The 22,189-nt window shown below is 56.7% G+C and carries 18 protein-coding genes; 13 read left to right on the top strand and 5 right to left on the bottom strand.

Translation table 11 applies throughout. The features are described from left to right. Nucleotides 1–1,272: 1,272 nt before the first annotated feature. From BLS41_RS18315 to BLS41_RS18340, 6 genes are all read left to right on the top strand, one after another. Nucleotides 1,273–3,633: a polysaccharide biosynthesis tyrosine autokinase gene (locus BLS41_RS18315; RefSeq protein WP_171910266.1), complete on the top strand. Its 2,361-nt coding sequence runs from the start codon at nucleotides 1,273–1,275 to the stop codon at nucleotides 3,631–3,633. A 60-nt stretch (nucleotides 3,634–3,693) separates the two neighbouring features. Beyond that, nucleotides 3,694–4,809, top strand: coding sequence for a glycosyltransferase family 4 protein (locus BLS41_RS18320; protein WP_074767335.1), 1,116 nt, complete (start codon nucleotides 3,694–3,696; stop codon nucleotides 4,807–4,809). Between the two features lie 3 nt (nucleotides 4,810–4,812). After that, on the top strand, nucleotides 4,813–6,273 hold the full coding sequence (locus BLS41_RS18325; RefSeq protein WP_436972005.1) for a hypothetical protein: 1,461 nt from the start codon (nucleotides 4,813–4,815) through the stop codon (nucleotides 6,271–6,273). A gap of 119 nt (nucleotides 6,274–6,392) precedes the next feature. Next, nucleotides 6,393–7,403 (top strand): glycosyltransferase family A protein, encoded by a 1,011-nt coding sequence (locus BLS41_RS18330; RefSeq protein ID WP_074767341.1) that lies wholly within the window; start codon nucleotides 6,393–6,395, stop codon nucleotides 7,401–7,403. A 28-nt stretch (nucleotides 7,404–7,431) separates the two neighbouring features. Next, a complete protein-coding gene (locus BLS41_RS18335) occupies nucleotides 7,432–8,748 on the top strand; it encodes a lipopolysaccharide biosynthesis protein (RefSeq protein ID WP_083380019.1) in 1,317 nt (438 codons plus the stop codon). Between the two features lie 52 nt (nucleotides 8,749–8,800). Then, nucleotides 8,801–9,991 carry a glycosyltransferase family 4 protein gene (locus BLS41_RS18340; RefSeq protein WP_074767347.1) on the top strand — a complete coding sequence of 397 codons (1,191 nt, stop codon included), beginning with the start codon at nucleotides 8,801–8,803 and terminating at the stop codon, nucleotides 9,989–9,991. On the opposite strand, the gene BLS41_RS18345 is transcribed toward BLS41_RS18340, so the two are convergent. Together BLS41_RS18345 and BLS41_RS18350 are read right to left on the bottom strand one after the other, a co-directional pair. After that, the gene (locus tag BLS41_RS18345) at nucleotides 9,967–10,602 is read right to left on the bottom strand and encodes a phosphatase PAP2 family protein (protein WP_074767350.1); all 636 of its coding nucleotides are present in this window, start codon (nucleotides 10,600–10,602) and stop codon (nucleotides 9,967–9,969) included. The two genes, BLS41_RS18340 and BLS41_RS18345, sit on opposite strands and share 25 nt — an antisense overlap. Nucleotides 10,603–10,698: 96 nt before the next feature. Further along, nucleotides 10,699–11,946, bottom strand: coding sequence for an O-antigen ligase family protein (locus tag BLS41_RS18350; RefSeq protein WP_074767353.1), 1,248 nt, complete (start codon nucleotides 11,944–11,946; stop codon nucleotides 10,699–10,701). Between the two features lie 665 nt (nucleotides 11,947–12,611). On the opposite strand from BLS41_RS18350, the gene BLS41_RS18355 reads away from it, so the two are divergent. The 5 genes from BLS41_RS18355 to BLS41_RS18375 all read left to right on the top strand — a co-directional run bounded on the left by BLS41_RS18355 (nucleotide 12,612) and on the right by BLS41_RS18375 (nucleotide 17,480). Next, on the top strand, nucleotides 12,612–14,126 hold the full coding sequence (locus tag BLS41_RS18355) for a mannose-1-phosphate guanylyltransferase/mannose-6-phosphate isomerase (protein ID WP_074767356.1): 1,515 nt from the start codon (nucleotides 12,612–12,614) through the stop codon (nucleotides 14,124–14,126). A gap of 40 nt (nucleotides 14,127–14,166) precedes the next feature. Beyond that, nucleotides 14,167–15,549, top strand: a complete 1,383-nt coding sequence (locus BLS41_RS18360; protein ID WP_074767358.1) for an undecaprenyl-phosphate glucose phosphotransferase — start codon at nucleotides 14,167–14,169, stop codon at nucleotides 15,547–15,549. A 117-nt stretch (nucleotides 15,550–15,666) separates the two neighbouring features. Further along, the gene (locus BLS41_RS18365; RefSeq protein WP_074771036.1) at nucleotides 15,667–16,689 is read left to right on the top strand and encodes a sugar-transfer associated ATP-grasp domain-containing protein; all 1,023 of its coding nucleotides are present in this window, start codon (nucleotides 15,667–15,669) and stop codon (nucleotides 16,687–16,689) included. A 117-nt stretch (nucleotides 16,690–16,806) separates the two neighbouring features. Beyond that, complete coding sequence (locus tag BLS41_RS18370; protein WP_074767361.1) at nucleotides 16,807–17,130, top strand: hypothetical protein; 324 nt, start codon at nucleotides 16,807–16,809, stop codon at nucleotides 17,128–17,130. 140 nt (nucleotides 17,131–17,270) lie between these two features. Then, nucleotides 17,271–17,480, top strand: coding sequence for a hypothetical protein (locus tag BLS41_RS18375; protein WP_074767364.1), 210 nt, complete (start codon nucleotides 17,271–17,273; stop codon nucleotides 17,478–17,480). A 24-nt stretch (nucleotides 17,481–17,504) separates the two neighbouring features. Here BLS41_RS18375 and BLS41_RS18380 read toward each other — a convergent pair whose 3' ends face one another. Continuing rightward, complete coding sequence (locus tag BLS41_RS18380; RefSeq protein WP_074767367.1) at nucleotides 17,505–18,086, bottom strand: TetR/AcrR family transcriptional regulator; 582 nt, start codon at nucleotides 18,084–18,086, stop codon at nucleotides 17,505–17,507. A gap of 197 nt (nucleotides 18,087–18,283) precedes the next feature. Here BLS41_RS18380 and BLS41_RS18385 point away from each other — a divergent pair, with 197 nt between their 5' ends. Beyond that, nucleotides 18,284–19,060 (top strand): SDR family NAD(P)-dependent oxidoreductase, encoded by a 777-nt coding sequence (locus tag BLS41_RS18385; protein ID WP_074767370.1) that lies wholly within the window; start codon nucleotides 18,284–18,286, stop codon nucleotides 19,058–19,060. A gap of 82 nt (nucleotides 19,061–19,142) precedes the next feature. Here the strand turns inward: BLS41_RS18385 and BLS41_RS18390 are convergent, their stop codons facing one another. Next, nucleotides 19,143–19,541, bottom strand: a complete 399-nt coding sequence (locus tag BLS41_RS18390) for a hypothetical protein (RefSeq protein ID WP_074767373.1) — start codon at nucleotides 19,539–19,541, stop codon at nucleotides 19,143–19,145. 354 nt (nucleotides 19,542–19,895) lie between these two features. Here BLS41_RS18390 and BLS41_RS18395 point away from each other — a divergent pair, with 354 nt between their 5' ends. Further along, nucleotides 19,896–21,200, top strand: a complete 1,305-nt coding sequence (locus tag BLS41_RS18395; RefSeq protein WP_074767376.1) for an MFS transporter — start codon at nucleotides 19,896–19,898, stop codon at nucleotides 21,198–21,200. Here BLS41_RS18395 and BLS41_RS18400 read toward each other — a convergent pair. Beyond that, nucleotides 21,175–22,098 carry a LysR family transcriptional regulator gene (locus BLS41_RS18400; RefSeq protein WP_074767379.1) on the bottom strand — a complete coding sequence of 308 codons (924 nt, stop codon included), beginning with the start codon at nucleotides 22,096–22,098 and terminating at the stop codon, nucleotides 21,175–21,177. The two genes, BLS41_RS18395 and BLS41_RS18400, sit on opposite strands and share 26 nt — an antisense overlap. Between the last annotated feature and the right edge of the window lie 91 nt (nucleotides 22,099–22,189).

Raw genomic sequence — 22,189 nt, forward strand, 5'->3', positions numbered from 1 at the left:
AAGACGAACTTGGCCGGTATTCATGGGTGTTTGGCGTAATAGTCATGATCGGGGAAATACTTACCTCGCAATTTGCTAAAAGTCGTCCTAATATCTATTTCCACCAGAAACTTTTTCCGTAGCTAATGTGCAAGCCGGCAACTAGAAAGGCTATGAGCCATATGGCTGGCTGCTCCGCGTGGTAAGGGCTGTAGCGGAAAAGCGCGTTCTAAACACGCGTTTTTTCTTTTGAACTGTCACTAACGTTCTGTTACAGCGCCAGACCCGCCTTGTATAACTCTGTTACATTAATTGCAGATAGCAACAATGCTTTCTGTTGCCGCTGCATTTGTAACGAAATCAACCTAATCGGCCAATAACACCCGAATTTATGCCCGCTATGATTCGGCCGTTTTTTTGCGGGCTATGCTTCACCGCAACATGGAAAGAAAAATCGTTAGTCCGCATTGAGCGATTTTTAAATGTTTGAGATGAGTAATTTGCTTTAACGCGCCGTCACCTTGCTGTGGCAAGGTCATGCCAATTACCTTTCTACGGGGCCGCTGGATACCGTGTCCGGACTCGTGCGTGACATTTGGAGTTGTACCTGTCACTCAGAGTGTTGATCGTCTGGTTCTATCGGTCTTGCGTTCGTCGTGTTTCGCCAGCTTCTTATGGGACGAGGCGCGACCGTCTAGTGTTCGCATATAACAAATGACTTTGCAGGGCGTGTGTCTGGGAGGGCACGATGGCGGCTTGCCAACTGGGCGTTAGCAATTCCCGCTCGAGAACTTGTGCCGTGGCAATCAGGCAAATGGTCGACCAGGTTGATCCCGGTGGAGGAATGCGCCTTTACCTTCTCCCGCTATGACCATAAGTTTTTTCGTAGAAACATCAAGTATTGAAAGTTCTGGAAACTAATTCGCAATCATATTTCGTAGTACCAATATGAAAGGCTGATGAATCTATTGGATAGGCGGTTCTTCAGGTTCCATTGGCATTGGAGCACGAGAATGGGCGCCCGTTCAGCGCGGCAATGCCGCTAGCTTCAAGCGGTCTGCAGTAACGATCGGCTTTGCCAGCAAGACCAGTAACAAGCGCCGTACTGTCATCCGTTGTTCATGAAGTTCTGAACACGGTTCTCCGACCTTACTGACCCAGCACGTAACTCCGAGGTGCTGCCGGCCAATCAAGCCAACGCCGGCCGGCGGCGGTTCCAGATCGCGAACTGGTGGTGCAGCAGAGCAGTATCGATTCATTACTCTGCCCATCGAACATGGAAGGATCAAACCGGTGGATTACTACCCTCTGAATTCGCTCTCTCCCGCCGACAACACTGAGCGCGGCCAACTCAGCGCGCGCGGGATGCTCTCCCTGATGCGCGATCACATCTGGGAGATCGTGGTCACTACGGTGATCGTTCTGACGCTGGCGGTGGCCTACCTGCTTATTGCAACGCCAATTTATTCGGCTGACGTACTTGTGCGTGTGGATCCCCCGGAGCCCAACGCGCTAGGTCTGGCATTGCAGAGCCAGGAAGCGATGCCGCCTCCCGCACCGGCGCCCGTGACCGAAATGGCTGTGATGAAAAGTCGTTCGGTGCTTGACCCGGTAATTGATAAATACCGCTTCGACGTGTCGGTGACACCGCACAAGATTCCAATTCTGGGTGATATCGCCGAGAAATTCTCGACGCCCGGAGAACCGGCGGCTCCGTGGCTCGGTCTGAGTTCCTTTGCATGGGGCGGTGAGCGCGTGCAGATTGGCTCGCTGGATGTCCCGATCGATCTCGAAGAAGAGAAGCTCACTTTGATTGCGCTTGCCGGCAATGCATTTGAATTGCTCGGCCCTTCGAATCAGGTTCTGGTTAAGGGCGTGGTGGGTACTCCAGTCACTGACAACGGCGTCTCCCTGCTCGTGAAGCAGCTCGACGCACGGCCGGGTACGAAATTCGAAGTGATTCGCTGGAATGAACTCGACGCGGTTAAACGCTTTGCCGATCTGGTCAAGGTGAGCGACAAGGTCAAGGATTCGGGGCTGCTTCAGATCGAATACGCGGACAGGAGCCCCGACAAGGCTGCTGAAGTTGCCAATGCGTTGGGGCAGCAATACCTTGCATCCGCCGTGGCCAGCCGTCAGGCCAACGACACCACCACGCTCGCATTCATCAATGGAGAGCTCCCCCGTTTGCTTGCGGATCTGCGGAAAGCAGAAGACGCGCTCAAGCATTTCCGTTCGAACTCGCAATCGATGCAGCCGACGAGTGAAGCGCAAGCGTATCTTCAGGGCGGAATGGATCTCGACAAGCAGATAGCGACCTTGCAATTGCAACGTACGCAACTCCTCGAGCGCTATCAGCCGGATAGCCGCTGGGTGCAGAGCGTCGATACTCAACTTTCGCAATTGAAAAACGCCAAGGCGCAATTCAATGGCCGTTTTAGCGGAATGCCGTCGTCCGAACGTGAAAGCGTCGACCTTATCCGCGCTCAGAAAGTTGCGGAGACCATTTACCTCGGGATGGTTCAGAAAGCGGAACAGTTACAGGTTCGGCGCGCCAGTACCACGGGAGGTGCGCACATTGTCGACGAGGCGATCCGTCCCCACCGTCCGGTCAAACCTCAGCCTGCAATTGTGCTGGGCGGCGGGCTACTACTGGGTCTTGTCTCCGGCGTCGTGCTGGTCTTCATGCGCCGCCATGTGATGACCGGCGTGACGGATCCGAGATATGTAGAGCGCCGGATGAGCGTGCCCGTCTTTGGCGAGATCCTGTTCAGTCAGCAGCAGTTGTCGCTTGATCGTAGTTTTGCTAACTCATCGCGAAAGTCGCTGCCCGGGCTCGGAGGACGAAGCTCTCTTCCGTTCCAGCGCACTGCGCCTGATGTCGAGATGCGCAGTAGCGCCAGTGCAACCGGCGCAACCCGCGCAACCGGCGCGGCGGCGTCGCTGAACGGCGACAGCAGCAGAGTGCTTGCCGCACGCTTTCCACACGATACGTCCGTGGAAGGATTGCGAGGCGTGCGCACGGCCGTGACTCGCGATCTCGCCCATGCCCGCAATAACATTCTGATGGTTATCGGCCCGACACCCTCAGCAGGAAAGAGCTTTGTTGCAGCCAATCTCGCGATTCTGCACGCGGAGATCGGTTCCAAGGTCGTGCTGATCGACGCCGATATGCGCCGCGGTCATCTTGCATCGCTATTCGGCGATAGCAATCGCGGCGGCCTTTCCGAAGTACTGTCGGAGCGCATGGCTTTGCGGAGTGCACTGCGAGCCACGAGTGTTGAGGGCTTGACCTTCCTCTCGTGTGGGGTGCGTCCGGAGAATCCCGCCGCACTGTTGATGAAGCCTCGTTTTAAAGAGGTTCTCGAGCGGCTCGGCAGCCAGTTCGATATGGTGATTATCGATACGCCTCCATTTCTCGCAGTCACCGACGCGTCGATCATCGCGAGCGAAGCCGGTGCATCGCTGCTTGTGCTGCGCTCGGGAATGCAAAGCGAGCAGGAAATCGCCGACACGGTCAAGAAAATGGAGCGTGCCGAGGGACGCATTGCGGGCGCGGTCTTCAACGGTATTCCCCTGCGACGCAGTACACGCAATTACGGCTATGCGACCAACTACGACAGCGACTATGGAGATGTAGAAACAACGCATTGATTTCGTTGGTCGACCAAGTTGCATTTCAACGTTTTGCGGTGTCGTTAAACGGAGAACCAGATGTCTTTTGCTATTAATGGAAAGTTCACTTCGCAACCTGTTACTGGCGTGCAGAGGGTGGCGTATGAACTGACCCGGGCCATGCAGATGCGAGCATTGCCGGGAGACGACCTGGAAGTTTTAGTGCCGGAGAATGTTCGCGAACCCGGGTCATCTCTCAAGCGGCAGCGACGCTTTCCGTGGCTTCGAGGAACGCTTTGGGAGCAGATCACTCTCCCGATCGCAGCGAGAGGAAAGACGCTGCTCAATCTGTGCAATACCAATCCGCTTTTTAAGCGCGGACAGATCGTGATGGTGCATGACATGGCGGTCTACGATGTCCCATTCGGGTTCTCAAGGAAATTCCGACTGTGGTATCGAATCTGTTTCTGGGTATTGCCGAGAATGCAACCGGTCATCCTGACGGTATCGGGCTATTCGAAGATGCGTATCTGTCATCACCTGAAAGTCGACGAATCGCGCGTGACGGTAGTGAATCCCGGCGCCGATCATCTGGACCGGGTGGTGTCGGACTCCGCAGTCATCGGTCGACTGGGACTTGTGAAAGACGCTTACTGCGTAATTGTCGGTAGCCTCGATCCGCGCAAGAACTTGCAGCGCGTTCTTGAAGCTATCGACAAACTGGAGCATCTTTCAGAAGTCAAATTTGTCATTGTGGGCGGTAAGAACTCACGCATCTTCAATAGTGAAGAAACGAAACAGTCCGCACGTGCCGGGCAGGTGCTGTGGGCCGGTTTCGTATCAGATGGAGAGCTGAAGTCACTTTACGAAAACGCGGCTTGCCTCGTGTTTCCGTCCCTATATGAAGGGTTCGGCTTGCCGCCTCTCGAAGCGATGTATTGCGGGTGCCCGGTGATCGCGTCATCGCGGACCTCGATACCCGAAGCGTGCGGAGATGCCGCGATGTATTGCGACGCATCCTCGGCAGACGACATCGCCGAAAAGCTGTCGCTAATGATGAGCGACGCTGAAATGCGGCAGCATTACCGGACGAAAGGCGTAGCGCACGCGCGTGAGTTTCGCTGGGATCACTCGGCGCAAAAAGTGCTGGAAGTTCTGTACGGCCGTGCAGGAGACCGGCTGCCGGAGCTGGCACCCAGAGCGTCGGTGAGCTAGCGCATGCCGGTACGCAACCGAATGGTCAAGGGCACGAATAGCGTCGGCAGGCGTCGGGCATTGCGGGTACTGGCGGCGCTAACGGGAGCCGCGATTCCTTTAGTAAAGGGAAATGGCGCATTTGCATTGACGCCTAAAGCGAACTCGCTGGATGCGGGTGCTCGCAGAATTACCGATCTGATCGGTACGAATGGATGGGCGGGCTCGGCCAGCGATTTTCAGATGTGGCGCGCGATGGGCATTAGCTGGGGACGTGGTTCGGTCGGTCCAGGGCAACCGGAGGGGCCGGACGAAGCAATGCGTATCGACAGAACGGGGTCGGCTTTCGACGGAGATCTGCCGACTGTTTTGATTCAGAACGACCGGAATGGAATCGGCTCGCTACTGATTCTCGGATATACGCCGAAATGGAATGCGACCGTGCCAGGCGATTCCAATTCTGCGCCGTTGGATGTCGAGGCCTGGCAGAACTATGTCGAAGCGGTAGTCCGCAAATATTCCGCTGCGCCTTTTAACCTGCGCTATTTCCAGATCTGGAACGAGGCGGCGGGCAAGTTGTCCGGCGGATTGCCGCAAGCCACTTTCTGGCACGGTCCGGACTTCAATAAGGACCAGATGCGGTCTAAGCCTTATGAACGTGCAATGCAGGACTATGTGGAGAAGGTTCACATTCCGGCGGCGAAGATTATCCGCAAGTATCACGCTTACGTGGTGTATGGCGGGTGGCCGGACCAGGGTGGGCTCTCCACATTCCAGCAATGGCTGGAATACAGAAGTCCGGCGTCGAAAGAGCGAATGCTGGATTGGGTCGATTACATCGATACGCACTACCTCCATGTTTCCGACCTGGATTCGCTGTATCAGCAATACGTAAGGAACGGTCCGGCGCGTGGAATCTGGCAGACGGAAATCGGCGATGAGTACATGAAGGATCCGCACTACCTGCCCCGCTATTTTTTCGATTTTGCTGTGTGGGCGCTCGACAGGAATTGGGATGATCCCGACAAGTACCTTTCGATGATTTATCACTGGGACGGCTATGAGCCTTTCCGCCTCACACATCGCGGACCGCCCACGCGAACTTACAACGTGTCGGGGAAAAGCCTGATCGTGCTTCGTCAGACGGCCGGTGGATCGCTGGCAAGCTTGTCGAAGCCATTGCAATTTGATTCCGGCGCAGCGGGAAGCGCGCTGTTTTCCGGCAATGACGTGGTGATGCAGGTAAGTGCGAGTTCAGGCTGGCAGAGCGTCACGGTATCTGGGCTCAAGCCGCCGCGTTCACGCACCGCGCAGATTCAGTTCGTCGACGCGTTGACGGGCGTAGTCAGCCCGCACGATGACGTCGCGCTTACATGGGACGACGCAATGCTGAAGGTCCGATTCAAGGTGCCAGACGAGGTGAACGGTGCAGGCAACAATCCGCCGAAACATCTCGCCTATATCGTCATCCGGCCTCGCGCGTAGCGGGGTGTGTTCGCGAAGGGAAGTTCACTTCGCGCGAAGTGTCATGCCGGCCGAAGGTGTTGTCAGTTTCACGGCTGCCGGATTCCGGGTGGCCTAACTTTAGATAGTGTCGAGATACCATGAACCACGCGACCGTTGTGATCTGCAATTACAACTACGAGCACTATCTTGCCGCCGCCATCGATTCGGCGCTTGCACAGGACTATCCGGCAACGCATGTGTTGATCGTCGACGATGGGTCCACCGATGGTTCGCGGGCGATCATCGAACAATACGGAACACGCGTCTCTGCTATCTACAAGGAAAACGGCGGACAGGTCTCCGCTTACAACCAGGCGATCGAAATACTCGACACGGAATTCGCGATTTTTCTCGACTCTGACGATATCCTTTATCCGAGCGTCGTCTCCGAAGTCATGAGCCGCTTCTCTACCGGTCCGTGGGCAAAGGTGCAATTCCGCCTCGACGTAATGGACGGTGCGGGCGCACCAACCGGCGCCTATGTGCCTAATACCGAGCCGCCTGCCGATTGCGGAAAGCTGCTGAAAGGTGGCTGGCTTTATCCGTCACCGCCTGCGTCGGGCAACGCATATCGCGTGAGTGCTCTCAGGGCGATTTTTCCTGTTCCGGAAGAAGGAATCAATCGATACGGCGCTGATTTTTACGCGATTTACGGTGCGGCGCTATCAGGCCCGGTCGCGACTATTTCAAAATCGCTGGGAAGCTATCGGGTGCACAACGCTGGCGGCGCGACCGTGTCGTTCGCCAATTCGGAGCAGCTCACGAAGGCGCCAAAGGCTTTCGGCATGCGTTGGGCGATATTGCGGAATCTCGCCAGAGCGCGTCTTCAGATAGAGCTTCCGCCAAAGTTCTACGACTTTTCGCATGAGAAGGCGACATTCTGTTCGCATGTCTATCAGGCACCGTTTGCTTCGCGATGGCGCTGGATGTGGCGGGATTCCGGCAGTTATCTTCATACGATCGTCGCCAATCCTTTCTGGAGCCTCAAGAAGAAAATGGGCACGCTGGTGCTCTCCGGTTTATGTCTCGTCCCTTACTCGCCACTTTCCGACTTTGTGGTGCGTTATATCTCTAACCCGCTTGCCCGCCGTCGCGTGGCTGGGCGCTGAAGTCCAGAACGCGCGTCAGGAGGACTGTATGGATAGACGAGCGAACGCTAACGTAATTGCGTTTGTCTACGGCGGTTATTTGATGAGGTACGTCTATCTCATCATCGTGGTGCCGTTTTACGGAAGAATTCTGGGGGTGGCGGAATACGGTCGGGTGCTGGCGTCAATGTCGCTGATGAACGTGATATGGATGCTGGTTAGTTACGGATTTACTTTTGTTGGAATGCGCGAGGTGTCGAAAGCGCAATCGGCGGCAGAGTGCAACTCGATCTACTCGTTGCATGTCAGTGCCCGCCTTTTGCTGGGCGTGATGGGTGCGTGCATTGGTGTCGCGGCCACGATGTTGTCGCCAACGTTGTCGGAGCGGCCCGTGATCGGTTTGCTGGCGACCCTGCTGGGGATCGTTTCCGCGATGAATCTCGGCTGGCTGTTTCAGGGGCGTCAACACTTTCGAACCCCCATCATGATCGAGGTGTTCGGATTCGCGTTGAGCCTGGTGCTTGTGCTTAATCTGGTACGAGGACCCAACGACGCAGTATGGGTTCTCGCGAGTCTGCTGGTGGCAGGTATTGCGTCGTCGATCATTTCGTACGGTTTGACGACATGGCAGCTAGGGATGCCGCGCCTGAAGTTCGACGGTGTTGTTCCTCTGGTAAGAAACTCGACGATGCTGTTCTGCTACTCGTCCGGCTCCGTTGTACTTACTGCGTCGTCGACTTATTTACTTACGTTGTTATCGACGCCTGCTCAGGTGGGCTACTTCGGTGCCGCGGAACGATTTGCGACGATAGGACTCGCGTTGATGGGCCCCGCTTCGCAGGTGTTCATTCCCACCATATCGAGGCAGCTTGCACAGGGAGACAAGGAGGGCGCACACGCAACGACGCGTCGGGGCGCCACGTTGTTGATGGGGTACGGACTTCTGGTTCTGTGCGGCGCGCTGACATTGTCGCCGTTTGTACTGCCTCTGATTCTGGGCCCGGCATTTGAGCCGAGTGCCCGCGTATTGCAGATCTTTGCGTGGATGTTTCCACTCGCGGCGTTTAACGAGTTCGTTGCGTTCTATGTTTTTGTACCGAGGAGGAAGGATCGCCTGCTCGCTATAGCAGGTGTCACCTCGGGACTGGTGAATCTGGCTGCGGCGCTATTTCTCGCGCCTAGATATGGCGCCACGGGCATGGCGTCTGCTCGGGTAGTGGGCGAGGCGACATTGGCCGTCATTCTGATGGGCACGATGATCCGTCTCCAACTCGTGGGACTCGTGCCAGGAGCCGAGCGGGCATTAGGAATGTTTCGGGTTGCATGCGGCGTGCGGCCTCAGGCGGGTGCTGCAAAAGACGAATGAATCAGAGTGCTGGACGTGCAGGATCCCGGTTGTAATCTCACAGGAGGTCGAAGTGAAAGTCGCTATTGTTCACGATTGGCTGGTGGTCTCGGGTGGTGCAGAGAAAGTGTTGAAAAATATCATCGAGTGCTTCCCGAAAGCGGACATCTTCTCGATTGTCGATTTTCTGGAGGACCGCGACTGTGTCAAAGGAAAGACTGTCAACACATCGTTCATTCAGCGGATGCCATTTGCCCGCCGACGCTATCGTGCCTACCTGCCACTGATGCCGATTGCTATCGAGCAGGTCGACCTGTCCGGCTATGACCTGGTTATCTCCAGCTCGCATGCAGTGGCGAAAGGCGTGTTGACCGGGCCGAACCAGGTCCATGTCAGCTATGTTCATTCGCCGATCCGGTACGCGTGGGACCTGCAGCATCAATATCTGCGGGAATCGAATCTGAGTCGCGGAATAAAGTCGGTGATGGCGCGCGTGCTGCTTCATTACATTCGAGGATGGGATTCGCGTTCTGCTAACGGCGTCGATCATCTACTCGCAAATTCGCAGTTCATCGCGCGGCGTATCAAGAAGGCTTATCAGCGTGAAGCAACGGTTATTTATCCGCCTGTCGATCTGGCGAACATGACGATGCGCGCGCAGAAAGAAGACTTCTACGTGACGGCGTCGCGCATGGTGCCTTACAAGCGTATCGATCTGATCGTTCGTGCCTTTTCGCAGACGCCTGAGCGTCGCCTTGTCGTGATCGGCGACGGTCCCGAGATGAAGAAGATCAAAGCAGTGGCCGGCGACAACGTGACAATCTTGGGACACCAGCCGTCCGATGTTCTGGTCGACTATCTGCAGCGCGCCCGTGCCTTTATATTTGCGGCTGAAGAGGACTTTGGGATCTCAGTGGTCGAAGCTCAAGCGTGTGGAACACCGGTGATTGCGTTCGGCAGAGGCGGCGCACTTGAGTCGGTGATTGGCTTACCGCTCGATCGGCCTACTGGCGTCTTCTTTGGCGAACAGACTCCCGAGTCTTTGCTGGATGCGGTGAGCCGGTTCGAACACAGTTCGCATCTGTTCGACGCGCGGCAATGCCGAAAAAACGCGGAGCGTTTTTCATCCGAAAACTTCAAGACTGCCTTGGTCAATTTTATCGATTCACGAGTGCCCTACGCGTGCGTCGAACAGTTTCTTCCTTATCCGGCCAGGGAGGCTTTGCCAGTCGACGAACATCATTTCGCCGACGTCGCGTCATGAGACAACACGCGATAGCGAATCCGGCTCAGGAGGGCAACGACGGACGGAGCGTGATTGCGGATTTCCGGCGAACGCGTTTCGATCAGATACTGAAATGGCGCCTGATGACCATAGGCAAGCGTTGAGACCAATAGCAAACTGAGAGTGGACCAGAGCGGCTTGAAACGTTCAAAGTCGACATTGACAGCGGCCCGTAAAAAGTACGCCGCAACGAGGACGCCAAGAAGCCAGCCGGCAATGACTTCGGGCAGCGAATGCGAGTGATTCAGAAGACGGGAAATTCCGGTAAAGGCTCCAATAACCATACCGGCAATAACGCCTGGAACTGGCGGCAGACGCCACCATTTCAACTGGAGGGTAATGGCCACCATCCAGACGGAAGTCGACAGCATGGCGTGTCCGCTAATGACGCGAAAATCAAATGCCGGGAGGGAGACACCCCAGCCCGCGTAGACAATTTTGGTCGCGCCCACGATGGCAACGCCAACAGCAAGTACTCCGGTTAGCCTGAGCGCCAAGCGAACATCGACGAATGCAATCCAGCCAACGCATAGAGCGGCCACGGGTAAAGTCACGGCGCCGTCGCCGATGTTGGTAAATACGGTCCACATGGAATTTCCCCGTTTTTTTCATTGACCGCCGCCATCGCGCGCGCGAATGCAGAAGCTATTCTGCGATGAACCGGCGCGATCGCGCCGATTTCCAAATCAGGACATTACTCGATCGACGGCTTTGGATTGTGGCCGCTCGAACACAACGGGAACGACCGCGCGCGATGCGAGCAAAAGGGAAATGACAAGCGAAAGAATCAGTACATTAGACGGCGAGACCAGACGGTGTTCGGTTGCGGCCATCACCAGCAGGCACACGGAAGAGATCTCGACAAACCTGAAAGCGGCGAAGTTCTGTCCGCCGCCCATTAGCGCGGATGCTGCTGCGCCGTGCCTGCTCCAGTCGATCAATTTCCAGAAGAAGCTCAACATCAAGGCGAGCCCGACCACGCCGAGTTCTGCAAGGATGTTCAGGTAGGAGTTATGGGCGTGGGAGTCGCTGTGTTCGATGACCACGTCGGACGGCACGCCAAATAGATGGAAATACGACGTTACGTTGCCGATGTGATCGTCGAATGAGCCGAATCCAAGGCCTACGATCGGACTCTGCTCGAAATATGCGAGCGCCCTCGGCCACAACCATTCGTAGCGAATGTTCAGATTGGCGACTTTTTCGTCCTGATTGTGGATCGAGAAGGTATAGCCCATGTAGTCGACGGTTGAATTGGTATGGTAAATCGCCATCGCAATCGAGCCCGCGATGATGGCTGCTATCAGCGTCGCCAGCATCCAGCTCTTACGCCCGAAATAAAGGTAAGGCAGGGTCACCAGCGCGCCGAGTAGCGAGCCTCTGCTGTAGGTGGAAAAAAGCATCAGCCCGCAAGCCACGATCATGCCGAGAATCAGCTTGCTGCGTTTTTGCAGGTAGCACGCGATACCCAGGCAGAACAACATCGCGAAGAAGCCGCCGGCAGCATTGCGCGCGATGAAGTAGCTGCCGAAGCTGTCTCCGGGGTGCGTAAAAATGCTCAGTAAGCCATTTTCAACGATGTAGTAAGCGTAGAGCGGCAGGTTGACGATGACCGCGAACAGGAAAAACGTGCGTAGAACTTTATTCAGGTCCCAGCGGTGTACGTACAGACATCCGGCAAAAATAGGCGCATAGGAAATAAAAAAATTGCCATCGCGCCGGTAGAAATCGAATTCGGCAAAAGAACGCGGATCGTAAAGCAGCGTGGAAACAATGACCACCAACGTGAACGCGGTAAGAGGCGTGATAAATGCGGGGTAACTTCTTCCGAAAAAGCGCCACGAACACAGCACGATCGGAACAAATCCCACCGCGCTTACGGGGACCAGATTGGTAACCGTCAGGAATAATGCAAGTAGCGATATGTAAGCCATTGCAACTCCGAAAATACGAATGGCGAACAGTTTTTTAAGACCTGTTCATGACATCGTATCGACATGGAGCCGGGAACAAAAGGCCGGCATGAACCGACAGTGGACCATGTCGGCGTTTGATTGAACGACTTCGAAACTAAGTGTGTAAAGCCGGGATCAGCGAGTGTACGCATGAAGCGTTCATGAACGGTACCACGGGACGTATTTGATTTCCAACCTCACGCGCTTTTCAACGTGGAGAAACGTGAGCTTGATGTTGGCTGATCGAAGTGCTTAAAAAAACACCTTCCACGAGCAGAGCCAAAACCTCAACTGTTCGCGCCATCCATGCTGTGGTGCAACGTAATCTGACTAAGATGATTTCACCGGGTACTGCTCCCGTGGCACCAGTTGTACGGCAACGCGGCGACAGGTTTATCGCTGAATGCCATGCTACTGCGATCGGGCCACAACGGTATCCATGCTTTCCGGCACAGCCGGTTTAGCGGCCAAACGTTAGCTCGCAGTGCCGCCGCTAACCACACGGCTTGCCTTGTCCGCCTGTCGAAGGCGTCCTTTTTAAAAAATCACATGAGACAAGCTGGACGCGAGTCGCGTCGCAACGCTTAATGCGTTGACGTCGCGATGGTCGTCTAAGAATGATCTCGAACGTAAAGGAGCTTTAAATGCGCAAGGTGAACGCAGTTGCAGGCGAAACAGATATCGACGCTATCGAACAGGCCTTTGCCGATTATCCACCGCTCGTGCAGGTGATTCTCGCCGGCGGCTCTGGAACCCGCCTGTGGCCCGTATCGCGCGAGCAGTTTCCAAAGCAGCTGATCGATGTGGTAGGCGATAAGACCTTATTGCAAGCCACCATGGGACGCATGGCGGGTTTCAGCAGTTCGTGGGACATCGCGGCGGACCCGGTCATCGTGTGCGGCGCAGAGCATTACTTCGCGACTTACGAACAGGCGCGAGAAATTGGCGTGAATGCGCGGATCGTGGTCGAACCGGCCCGCCGTGATACCGCACCGGCGCTCACACTCGCTGCACTAGCCGCATGCGCTGACGGACAGGATGCCATTCTGGTCACGATGCCTGCGGACCATGCCATTGCCAATCTCGATGCGCTTCATCAGGCCATCGAGATCGCCGCGCGCCACGCGCAAGCGGGATCGATTGCGACGCTCGGTGTTCCGCCCGATCGCGCGGATACGGGATTCGGGTACATCCGTCTAGGCAGCGAATTGCAGGACGGCGCACGTCGTATTGAACGGTTCGTCGAGAAGCCGGCAGCGGAACTCGCCGCACAGTATGTCGAATCCGGTAATTACTGGTGGAATAGCGGGATGTTCGTGGTTCGGTCGTCGGTGTGGCTGGCTGTTATCGAGCGTTTCCAGCCCGATATACACGCCGCTTGCGTCGCAGCCTATCGAGGTGCAAAAAAAGCAGACGAATGCATTATTCCCGATGCCAATGAATTTCTGCGCTCGCCATCGGACTCGATCGACTACGCGGTCATGGAGCACCTCGGCAAAGCAGATTCGCCATTCAGCGGGATTGTCGTGCCGCTCGAAGCGGGCTGGTCGGACCTCGGCTCGTGGGACGCAGTGTGGCAAGCCATGGAGAAGGACGAATTCGGTAATGCGTCGAATGGACGTGTGTTGTTCGAAGGTGCCACGGCGACTTATGCGCGCTCGCAGGGCGGCCGGTTGCTCGCCTGTGTAGGCACGGACAACCTGATCGTGATCGAGACCGACGACGCCGTGCTGGTCGCGGACCGCTCACACGTGCAGGACATCAAGGGACTGGTGACGCGCATCAAGCGGGAGAAGTCTCCCGAGGCCGATGCGCACAGGAAGGTCCGTCGCCCGTGGGGTTTTTACGATTCGATCGATCACGGAGACCGGTTTCAGGTCAAGCGGATCGTCGTGATGCCAGGCGCGCGCCTGTCACTGCAAATGCACCATCACCGCGCGGAGCACTGGGTCGTCGTGAGCGGAACGGCGCTCGTCACGCGGGGAGAGGAGCAGTTTCTACTAGGCGAGAACGAGTCGACTTATATTCCGCTCGGCATACGTCATCGTCTGGAAAACCCGGGACGTGTACCACTTCAGATTATCGAGGTGCAGTCGGGGACCTATCTTGGCGAGGACGATATCGTGAGATTCGACGACAAGTACGGCCGGTGCGGCTAAGTCAGTTGTGTTGAACGGGGCGTGCTCTTAGGGGGCTGCAATGCGATTGATCACGGGTCTGATGGCGAGATTGTTCGACGTGGCGATGATACTGACGGGTGCATTCATTGCCTCGCAGATCCGCTTCGACGGCGGCTCGCAGCGAAGTTTCTATCTTGCGTTCGTGGCGTTTTCAGCGGCGCTCTCGCTGGCGGTTTTTCCAGCATTGGGTGTGTACGAGTCATGGCGCGGCCGCTCGAAACGTGCTCTTTGCGGACATGTCGCACTTGGCTGGCTGGTGGTGCAGGCCTGTGCAATGGCGTTGATGTTCTCATTGCACCGGATCGATTTCGTTTCACGCTTATGGTTCGCGTATTGGACCGGCATGTCGGGCGCTGCGATGATGGCGGGGCGGCTGGTTACGCACATTCTGCTAGGCCGGGTGCGCAATGCCGGTTTGAACCTGCAACAGGTTGCGGTTGCGGCATGCGGAGATCATTGCGATGAAATCATTAGAAAAATGGAGATGTCGCCGGCCGCCGGCTTTCGCGCCAATGCACTCTATAACGTTCGTCCCAGCATTCCCGCTGCAACTACAGCGCCGGTGCGGATGTTCGACGAGCACGCCGCGTTTGTGAAGTACGTCAGGGAACAGGGCATAGGAGAAGTGTGGCTCGCATTACCGCTTACTGAAGAACGAACCATACTCAGGTTAGTCGATGAATTTCGTAATGATCTGATCAATATCCGTTTCATGCCCGACGTTCGCACGCTGGCGCTTTTCGAGGGCAGTATTACGGATCTGCTGGGTGTGCCGGCAATCAATCTGGCGGCTTCGCCATTGCCGCCTAATGCAATGGTTCAGAAAGAAATGTTCGACCGCCTGTTTGCAGCGGTTGCGATCGTCGCCATATCGCCGATATTGCTGGCCTGTGCGATCGCCGTGAAACTCAGCTCGCCTGGCCCGGTGTTCTTCAGGCAGCGCCGTAAAGGTGCCGATGGGCGCGTGTTCAAAATCTACAAGTTCCGCACCATGCGGCTGCACCAGCAAAAGCAGGGCGTACTCGAACAGGCTACCCGTGGCGATCCTCGCATTACGCGAGTGGGGGGATTCCTGCGCCGTACGAGTCTTGATGAATTGCCGCAGTTCTTCAATGTGCTACGCGGCGATATGTCGGTAGTAGGACCGCGCCCTCATGCGCTCGAACACGACGACCTTTATCAGAACATTGTGTCCGGCTATATTCATCGTTATCGCATCAAGCCCGGCATTACCGGATGGGCGCAGATCAACGGCTTTCGCGGCGAGACCGATCGCATCGAAAAGATGGAAGGCCGGGTGGCGCACGATTTGTACTATTTACGGAACTGGTCGTTCAGACTGGACGTAAAGATCATTTTCGCGACTGTATTCAAGGGGCTTCATCATCCTAACGCGTACTGATGCTTAGATCGAGGTCCCAGTAATACGGTACAGGAAGTCGACCAGAGCAAAGATAGCCATAGTCCGGCTAAGCGAGACACGATGTTATTAGACGTTGACAGTGCAGTGCGGCAGTCGTTGAAGAAGGTGGCGCAGTACAGGTTCCACCAGGATCATGGGGCACAGGCCAGGAGGGCCTTGCAACTGATCGAGAAACAGTACGGCAGGGCGGACCCGGCCAACCTCAAACTGGCCGATGAGTACGCGCGCGAAGTATTCGGCGACGGCGTCTACGCGCCCTGGCTCCGGGTGTATGCCGCGTTCAGCGGCACCTTCAAGGAAGGCTGGATTCCGGATAACTTTTACGGGAGCGTCGTCGTGCCGCAACTGCAAGGAGGGTACGGCAAGATTTCCCATTTAAAGCCTATCGCGCGGCTAATATTCGACGGCGGCGAGTTTCCCGACGTAGCCTATTTCGCCAATGGCCTGTTTTTCACGGGGCAAAGCGTGGTGATTCCCGAGCAGGAAGTGAAAAGTGTGGTGTTCCGGGAAGTAGACAGAGTGGTGTTCAAGCTGGACGGATCAAGGCGCGGCAGTGGCGTGTTCTTCTTCGACAGAAATAATTTCGATCACGAGATTGTCAAATCGCTGGGTAATGGCGTCATTCAGAAATTCATTATTCAGCACAGTCTGTTTAATACCTTTGCTTCAAAGTCCGTGGCCACGTTGCGCTTCACGACCGTGGTGGACGATCTCGGCGGTATTTCCATTCGAGCCTGTTTTCTTCGTCTTGGTAGGGCGCAGGATACGCACGTCCAGACCGATCACGAGATTTGTGTACCGGTCAATCTCGCGAATGGTGAGCTTTGCCGGGAAGGTTATATGAGCGACTGGGGTCCGACGGAAGTACATCCGGATTCCGGCGTCAGCTTTTCCGGCGTGCGAATTCCGGTCTTCGAACAATGTGTTGCGACCGTGCTCGGTCTGCACAGGAAGATCCCTTTTGTGCGTTGTGTTGGTTGGGATATAGCAGTTGATGCCGACGAGAAGGTTCAGGTGATGGAGTGGAACGGCGAACACAACGATGTGAAGTTCAGCGAAGCCACGCAGGGTCCGTGTTTTTCCGGCCTGAATTGGGAGCGGCTGAAAGTTGTCTCCTGAGCGTCTGCGAGAAAGAAAGGCGTTACCGGTTGTCGCCCATTTGAAAGGCGGCGTGCCGATCAGGCGCGCAGGAAACGCGGGTCTGGCATTTATTCAGAACCCTTACGGAGACAGGACGTGAATGAGCGACTATGGTGCGTCCATATTGAAGGAGTGAACGACTTCATTGCTACCGATTCCCGTGAATCGGCCGAGCAGGAGGCGTTGGCGATCAATGCGTATATCGACCGGGCCGAGAAGGGTCCTCGCGCGCCTCTTTTGCGGGCGGTAGTGGTCGAGTGGCCGTTCACAGCATCAGGTCACGCACGCGCGCTCGACGAAGACTGGAAAGACCTCCAGCAGATGCCGCACCGGCAGTCGGCTGCGGCTTCGTCAGGGGGCGTGCTGGTGAATATCGCGCGACGTGTGAGAGGGCTGGTGTCGGTTGCGCGCGGCAAGTAATGATTGCGTGCCGCTACACATGGCCGGTCATTTTGCCGCGGTTGTAACGCGGTAATTTTGCGCAACAGAACCGTAGCCTGAATGTCGGACTATCCCTCTACGATATTGGCATTGTCCTCTATCGATTAACGAGGTGGCCGATGTTGACTCATCACGAACTTGCAACACTTCTACGTCTGCGCGACGCTGAACGTTGTCTCGAAGAACTCGACCCTGAAGTGCTCGCATTGAGCCGCTACGACCTGGTCGAGATTTCCCTGCGTGACGACGGCGATATATCGACACTTAAGCTAACAGGCCGTGGCCGCGAACTGGCGCGGCGCTTGAGCGGTGACAGTGGCGACGTTTAAGTAACGTTGCTGCATTTCCTTGGCTTATGGCGCGGTGCCGCCCTGGGCCACGATCAGATCCAGTGACGCAGAAAGAATCGACCTGGCGAGTTCCTTGTCGTCCACGGCGCGCGCCAGCGTTACCGCACCGACGATTGTCGCGACAATGCCCAACGCTGCACTTTCGCTATGGCCTGCCAGGAGTTGCGCTATTTGCGACGCCAGTGAATGCACATAGGCGGTCAGCCGCTCCCGCACTTCCGGCGACGCATGCCGTGCTTCTCCGGCCAGTGCGCACAAAGCGCAGCCTGTGCCGGGATTCTTGATATGGCGATCGCTGAGAAACGATTCGGCGATGGCCCGCAGTGGTTCCTTTGCCTTAAGGCCGCCCGTGCGACCGAGCGCTGCGATACGTTTCCTGCTTTGCGCGACTGCATATTCGAGCGCCTCGACAATCAGCGCGTCACGCGAATCGAAGTGCCCGTAGAACGCGCCATGCGTGAGCCCCGCGCTGCGCATGCAGTCTGCTACACCCAACGCTTCGATCCCATTCTCGCGAATTTGCCGGGCCGCCGTTTCCAGAACGCGCTGCCTGCTTTCCGCTTTTTGTGCCTGTGAATAGCCCATTTCCCGTTCACCGTCTCTTGACATTCTGCATGATGATCATAATACTAAAAATGTGCATGACGATCAACATGCAGAATGACGATGTGGATGGCATTTTTTACCCATCTCTAGCGGCGCGGTGCCGCTTAACCGTTTCATGCATTCCGCTCGCGGCACCATTAGCGACTGCGCGGGCGCTGCAACGAAGGAGAAAGATGATGCGTTTCACAGGAAAGACAGCGTTGGTTACGGGCGGGAATAGCGGAATCGGTTTCGTCACGGCGAAGCTGTTGATTGCCGAAGGCGCGCGAGTGGTGGTCACCGGCCGTGACGGCGCCAAGCTGGACCAGGCGGTGGCTGAGCTAGGCGAAAACGCGCTAGGCGTGCAGGCCAATCTCGATGACGAGGCGCAAATCAACTTGCTGTTCGAGCGAATCAGGAGCGAGTTCGGTTCGCTCGACATCGTGTTCGCCAACGCCGGCATTTCTGGGCCAACGCCGCTCGGCGGCACGTCGGCGGCGGCATTCGAGGCAATTCTCCGCACCAATCTGACGGCCGTGTTTCTGACGGTCCAGGCCGCGCTTCCGTTGATGAGCGCGGGCGGAGCAATCGTTCTGAACGGCTCCGTGATGCGCGAACTCGGCGCGCCAGGCTCGGCTGCCTATTCCGCCACGAAGGCGGGAATTACGGGCATGGCGAAGGTGTTTGCCTCCGAACTCGTGCAGCGCGGTATTCGCGTGAATACAGTGATTCCTGGCGGCACGCGTACGCCGATCTGGACGCGTGGTGCAAGAGAAGGTGCCACGCTTGACGGAACGGAGCAGGCTCTGGCGCCACGTGTTCCAATGCAACGTCTTGCCGCGCCGGAAGAAGTGGCGGCAGCGGTGCTGTTTCTTGCTTCGGGTGACGCTTCAGGAATTACCGCTGCGGAGATTGTTGTCGATGGCGGCACGATCGGTGCCCCGTGGGGTGCACCGCTTTTCCGCGTGGCTTGATTGAGTGAATCGAGTGCTCTGAATACTTAAACGATCGATTGCCGGAATGGCATTTCCGGCAATCGGTCAATAAACACATGCGTCACTCTGACAAAGGCACATCTTCGATCAACTCCGCCTTTACCGCGCGAATCCGGCGATCGACAAAATACCCGCCGCCTTCGACATAGCGCAGATAAAGACGCCGGCAAGTCGTGCATTGCCAGACGCCGCAGCGGTTATACGGAAAGTACCGCGGCGCTATAGGGGCGTTCTCTGCCCAATAAGTCGTTTTGTCCGGCAAGTACTCGCTGTATGTCGGCTCAGGATTGTCTTCCGGCAGTAACGTGCCAATTTCCTCGAGTTGAGTTTCGTCGAGCGACAATGGCTGCGATTGCCAGCCGTCCAGTGGTGTTCGGGTACACGAACAGGGCTCGGGCGCGCGCAGTTGCGCGGCGCGTGCGAGGTCGAGGAAGGTTGCAGCATTCAGATATTGCGCCATGTGCCCCACAGTCAATTGTTTCTTATCCGGTCCCGATGGAAGAGGCTCGTGCACGGTCGATGACGTGCCGCGCGTCTTCTTCGTTCATTGTCGCTAATGATATCGCCTGGACGCGTCGTTGCGCGGAATCAGGGATTTCTCTTCAATCACCGCAGACTCCCCCCTTAGCGATAACCCCGGGTAATCGCAGTATCGAAAGAATTCATTGGTCAATTATCGCTGAGGTTCAGATAATGGTCCGGTAAAAAACTGAGCGCCGCGTCTGCAATCTCTGCATACAGCGCGGCTAAAGGAATCAGGTAAGCCCGAGCCTCGCGTTCTGACGTGAGTGCCGAGGCAAAACCGGAGGAGACAATGTTCCATCGACCCAAGGTCAGCAGGGCGATTCTCGCGATCATGTGCGCGATGTCGTTCATCATGTATCTCGACCGCGTCAATCTGTCGGCGGCTGCGGGTTTGATCCGCGACGATCTGCATCTCAGCAATACACACGTCGGCCTCGTTTTCGCGGCATTCGCGTACACCTACACAATCTGTCAGGTTATCGGCGGATGGGTTAGCGACCGTTTCGGTGCAAAGGTAACGTTGATTACCTGCGCGAGCATCTGGATCGTCGCAACGATCGCCACCGGTCTGGCGGGCGGCATCGTGTCGCTGTTCTGCGCGCGCATGCTGCTGGGTGTCGGCGAAGGCGCGGCGTTGCCAGCCCAGGCCAGAGCGCTGACCAACTGGTTTCCGTCCAGCAAACGCGGCTTCGTACAGGGACTGACGCATTCGTTCTCCCGCCTTGGCAATGCCATTACGCCACCGTTCGTGGCGTTGCTCGTCGCGTATTCGTCATGGCGTGCATCGTTTCTCGCAGTCGGGGCATTGACGTTTGTGTGGGTCGTGGTCTACGCATGGTATTTCACCGACAACCCGCGCAAGCATCGCCATATGACGGCGCAGGAGGAACTGGAATTGCCGCCTGCGGCCAAGGTGGTCGTCGAAAAAACGCGTGAGCCGACGCCGTGGCTGCGTTTGCTCAAACGCATTGGCCCGACCATGCTCGTGTACTTCTGCTACGGCTGGACCGGCTGGTTGTTCTTCACCTGGTTGCCCACGTTCTTCATGCACGGTCGCGGTCTCGATCTGAAAAGCTCGGCGATGTTCTCGGCCGGTGTGTTTCTATCCGGCGTGATTGGCAATACAGCGGGCGGAGTAATCAGTGACCGTGTGCTGAAGCGCACGCGCAATGTGGTCGCCGCGCGGCGCAACGTGATCATCACGGCCTTTCTCGGCGCATTGATCTTCCTCGCACCAGTGATGGTGGTGAAATCGTTGCCGGTGATGGCGGCGTGCATGAGCCTGTCGTTCTTCTTCCTCGAAATGACGATCGGGCCGATCTGGGCCGTGCCGATGGACATCACGCCGATGCACGTCGGCGTAGCAAGTGGCCTGGTCAATGCAGGCTCGGCAGTCGCGGGGATTTTTACGCCGATTGTGTTCGGTCTCGTCGTCGATCACACGGGTAGCTGGACGCTCCCGTTTGCCGGCTCGCTCGGTTTGCTGGCGGTGGGTATCGTCGCGACGTTCTTCATGCGGCCGGATATTCCGCTTGATTCGATCATCACTCCGGCCACCGAAGCGGGCCTCACGCCGCGCGTATCGAGTCGATGACCAGTTGCGTGGCAGGCGTGATACGGCGGTTCTTGCGCAGAATCAGCCCGTAGGGTGCAAGCCGTCCGCGCAGCGGCGTGGCGACCGCTGCAATCGCGTTCAACTCGACGTAATACTGCGCGACCGAACTCGGCAATACCGCGAGCATGTCCGAGTCGCGCAGTAGCGACAACGTGGTGAGGATCGACGACGTTTCTACCGTGCTGACGGGCGGCGCGACACGCGACTCGCGGAAGGTCTGATCGATCACTTGCCGCATCGGGCTCGGATGCGGCTGAATGATCCACGGGTAGCGTGCGAGTTCGGCGAGTTTGGGGCGCACCGCAGCGTGTGCCATCGGATGGTCGGGGCGTACCACGATCGACAGTGCCTCTTCAGCCAGGGTCTCGAAACTGAGATCGAGCGCCGGGAAGCTATCCGGGATGCGGCCGATCACGATATCCAGCTGGTCCTGCTGCAACGATTGCACGAGCACGTCGCTGGTGTCGATCGTGACGGACATCTGCAAACGAGGATGCGCCTCCTTCAATTTGACGATGGTTTGCGTCAGCAATTCCGGTGATGGCGCCATCACCGCGCCAATCCGAACCTTGCCGATATCACCGGCTTCGATGCCGGCCAGTTCCTCGCGCAATTCGTCGAGATCTTCGAACACCACGCGTGCATAGCGCATGACCGCTTCGCCGAAGATGGTCGGTTCCATGCCGCGCGCGTGCCGCACGAATAGCGATACGCCGATCGTGTCCTCCAGTTCCTGTAAGGCTTTTGTAGCCGCAGGCTGGGTCATCGCCATTTCGTCGGCGGCCCGGCGCAACGATTCGGTTTCCGACAACGCGACCATCAATTGCAGATGGCGAAGACGCAGACGTTTGCGTATGGTGGAGGCGGGCGCGATCATGTGAGCGATAACTCCAGTGAATCAGCTGATTCGATTTATTCAGTGGTCAGTTATTGGATAGTCTCTCACACTAGCGCCTAAGGAACGACTC

This window comes from Paraburkholderia fungorum (assembly GCF_900099835.1).
GTDB classification, from domain to species: domain Bacteria; phylum Pseudomonadota; class Gammaproteobacteria; order Burkholderiales; family Burkholderiaceae; genus Paraburkholderia; species Paraburkholderia fungorum_A.

Coding starts and splice junctions, on each gene's coding strand:
- BLS41_RS18400 (WP_074767379.1), bottom strand. CDS start 22,098: ATGATCGCGCCCGCCTCCACCATACGCAAACGTCTGCGTCTTCGCCAT.
- BLS41_RS18330 (WP_074767341.1), top strand. CDS start 6,393: ATGAACCACGCGACCGTTGTGATCTGCAATTACAACTACGAGCACTAT.
- BLS41_RS18345 (WP_074767350.1), bottom strand. CDS start 10,602: ATGTGGACCGTATTTACCAACATCGGCGACGGCGCCGTGACTTTACCC.
- BLS41_RS18380 (WP_074767367.1), bottom strand. CDS start 18,086: ATGGGCTATTCACAGGCACAAAAAGCGGAAAGCAGGCAGCGCGTTCTG.
- BLS41_RS18395 (WP_074767376.1), top strand. CDS start 19,896: ATGTTCCATCGACCCAAGGTCAGCAGGGCGATTCTCGCGATCATGTGC.
- BLS41_RS18320 (WP_074767335.1), top strand. CDS start 3,694: ATGTCTTTTGCTATTAATGGAAAGTTCACTTCGCAACCTGTTACTGGC.
- BLS41_RS18360 (WP_074767358.1), top strand. CDS start 14,167: ATGCGATTGATCACGGGTCTGATGGCGAGATTGTTCGACGTGGCGATG.
- BLS41_RS18350 (WP_074767353.1), bottom strand. CDS start 11,946: ATGGCTTACATATCGCTACTTGCATTATTCCTGACGGTTACCAATCTG.
- BLS41_RS18385 (WP_074767370.1), top strand. CDS start 18,284: ATGCGTTTCACAGGAAAGACAGCGTTGGTTACGGGCGGGAATAGCGGA.
- BLS41_RS18375 (WP_074767364.1), top strand. CDS start 17,271: ATGTTGACTCATCACGAACTTGCAACACTTCTACGTCTGCGCGACGCT.
- BLS41_RS18325 (WP_436972005.1), top strand. CDS start 4,813: ATGCCGGTACGCAACCGAATGGTCAAGGGCACGAATAGCGTCGGCAGG.
- BLS41_RS18355 (WP_074767356.1), top strand. CDS start 12,612: ATGCGCAAGGTGAACGCAGTTGCAGGCGAAACAGATATCGACGCTATC.
- BLS41_RS18390 (WP_074767373.1), bottom strand. CDS start 19,541: ATGGCGCAATATCTGAATGCTGCAACCTTCCTCGACCTCGCACGCGCC.
- BLS41_RS18335 (WP_083380019.1), top strand. CDS start 7,432: ATGGATAGACGAGCGAACGCTAACGTAATTGCGTTTGTCTACGGCGGT.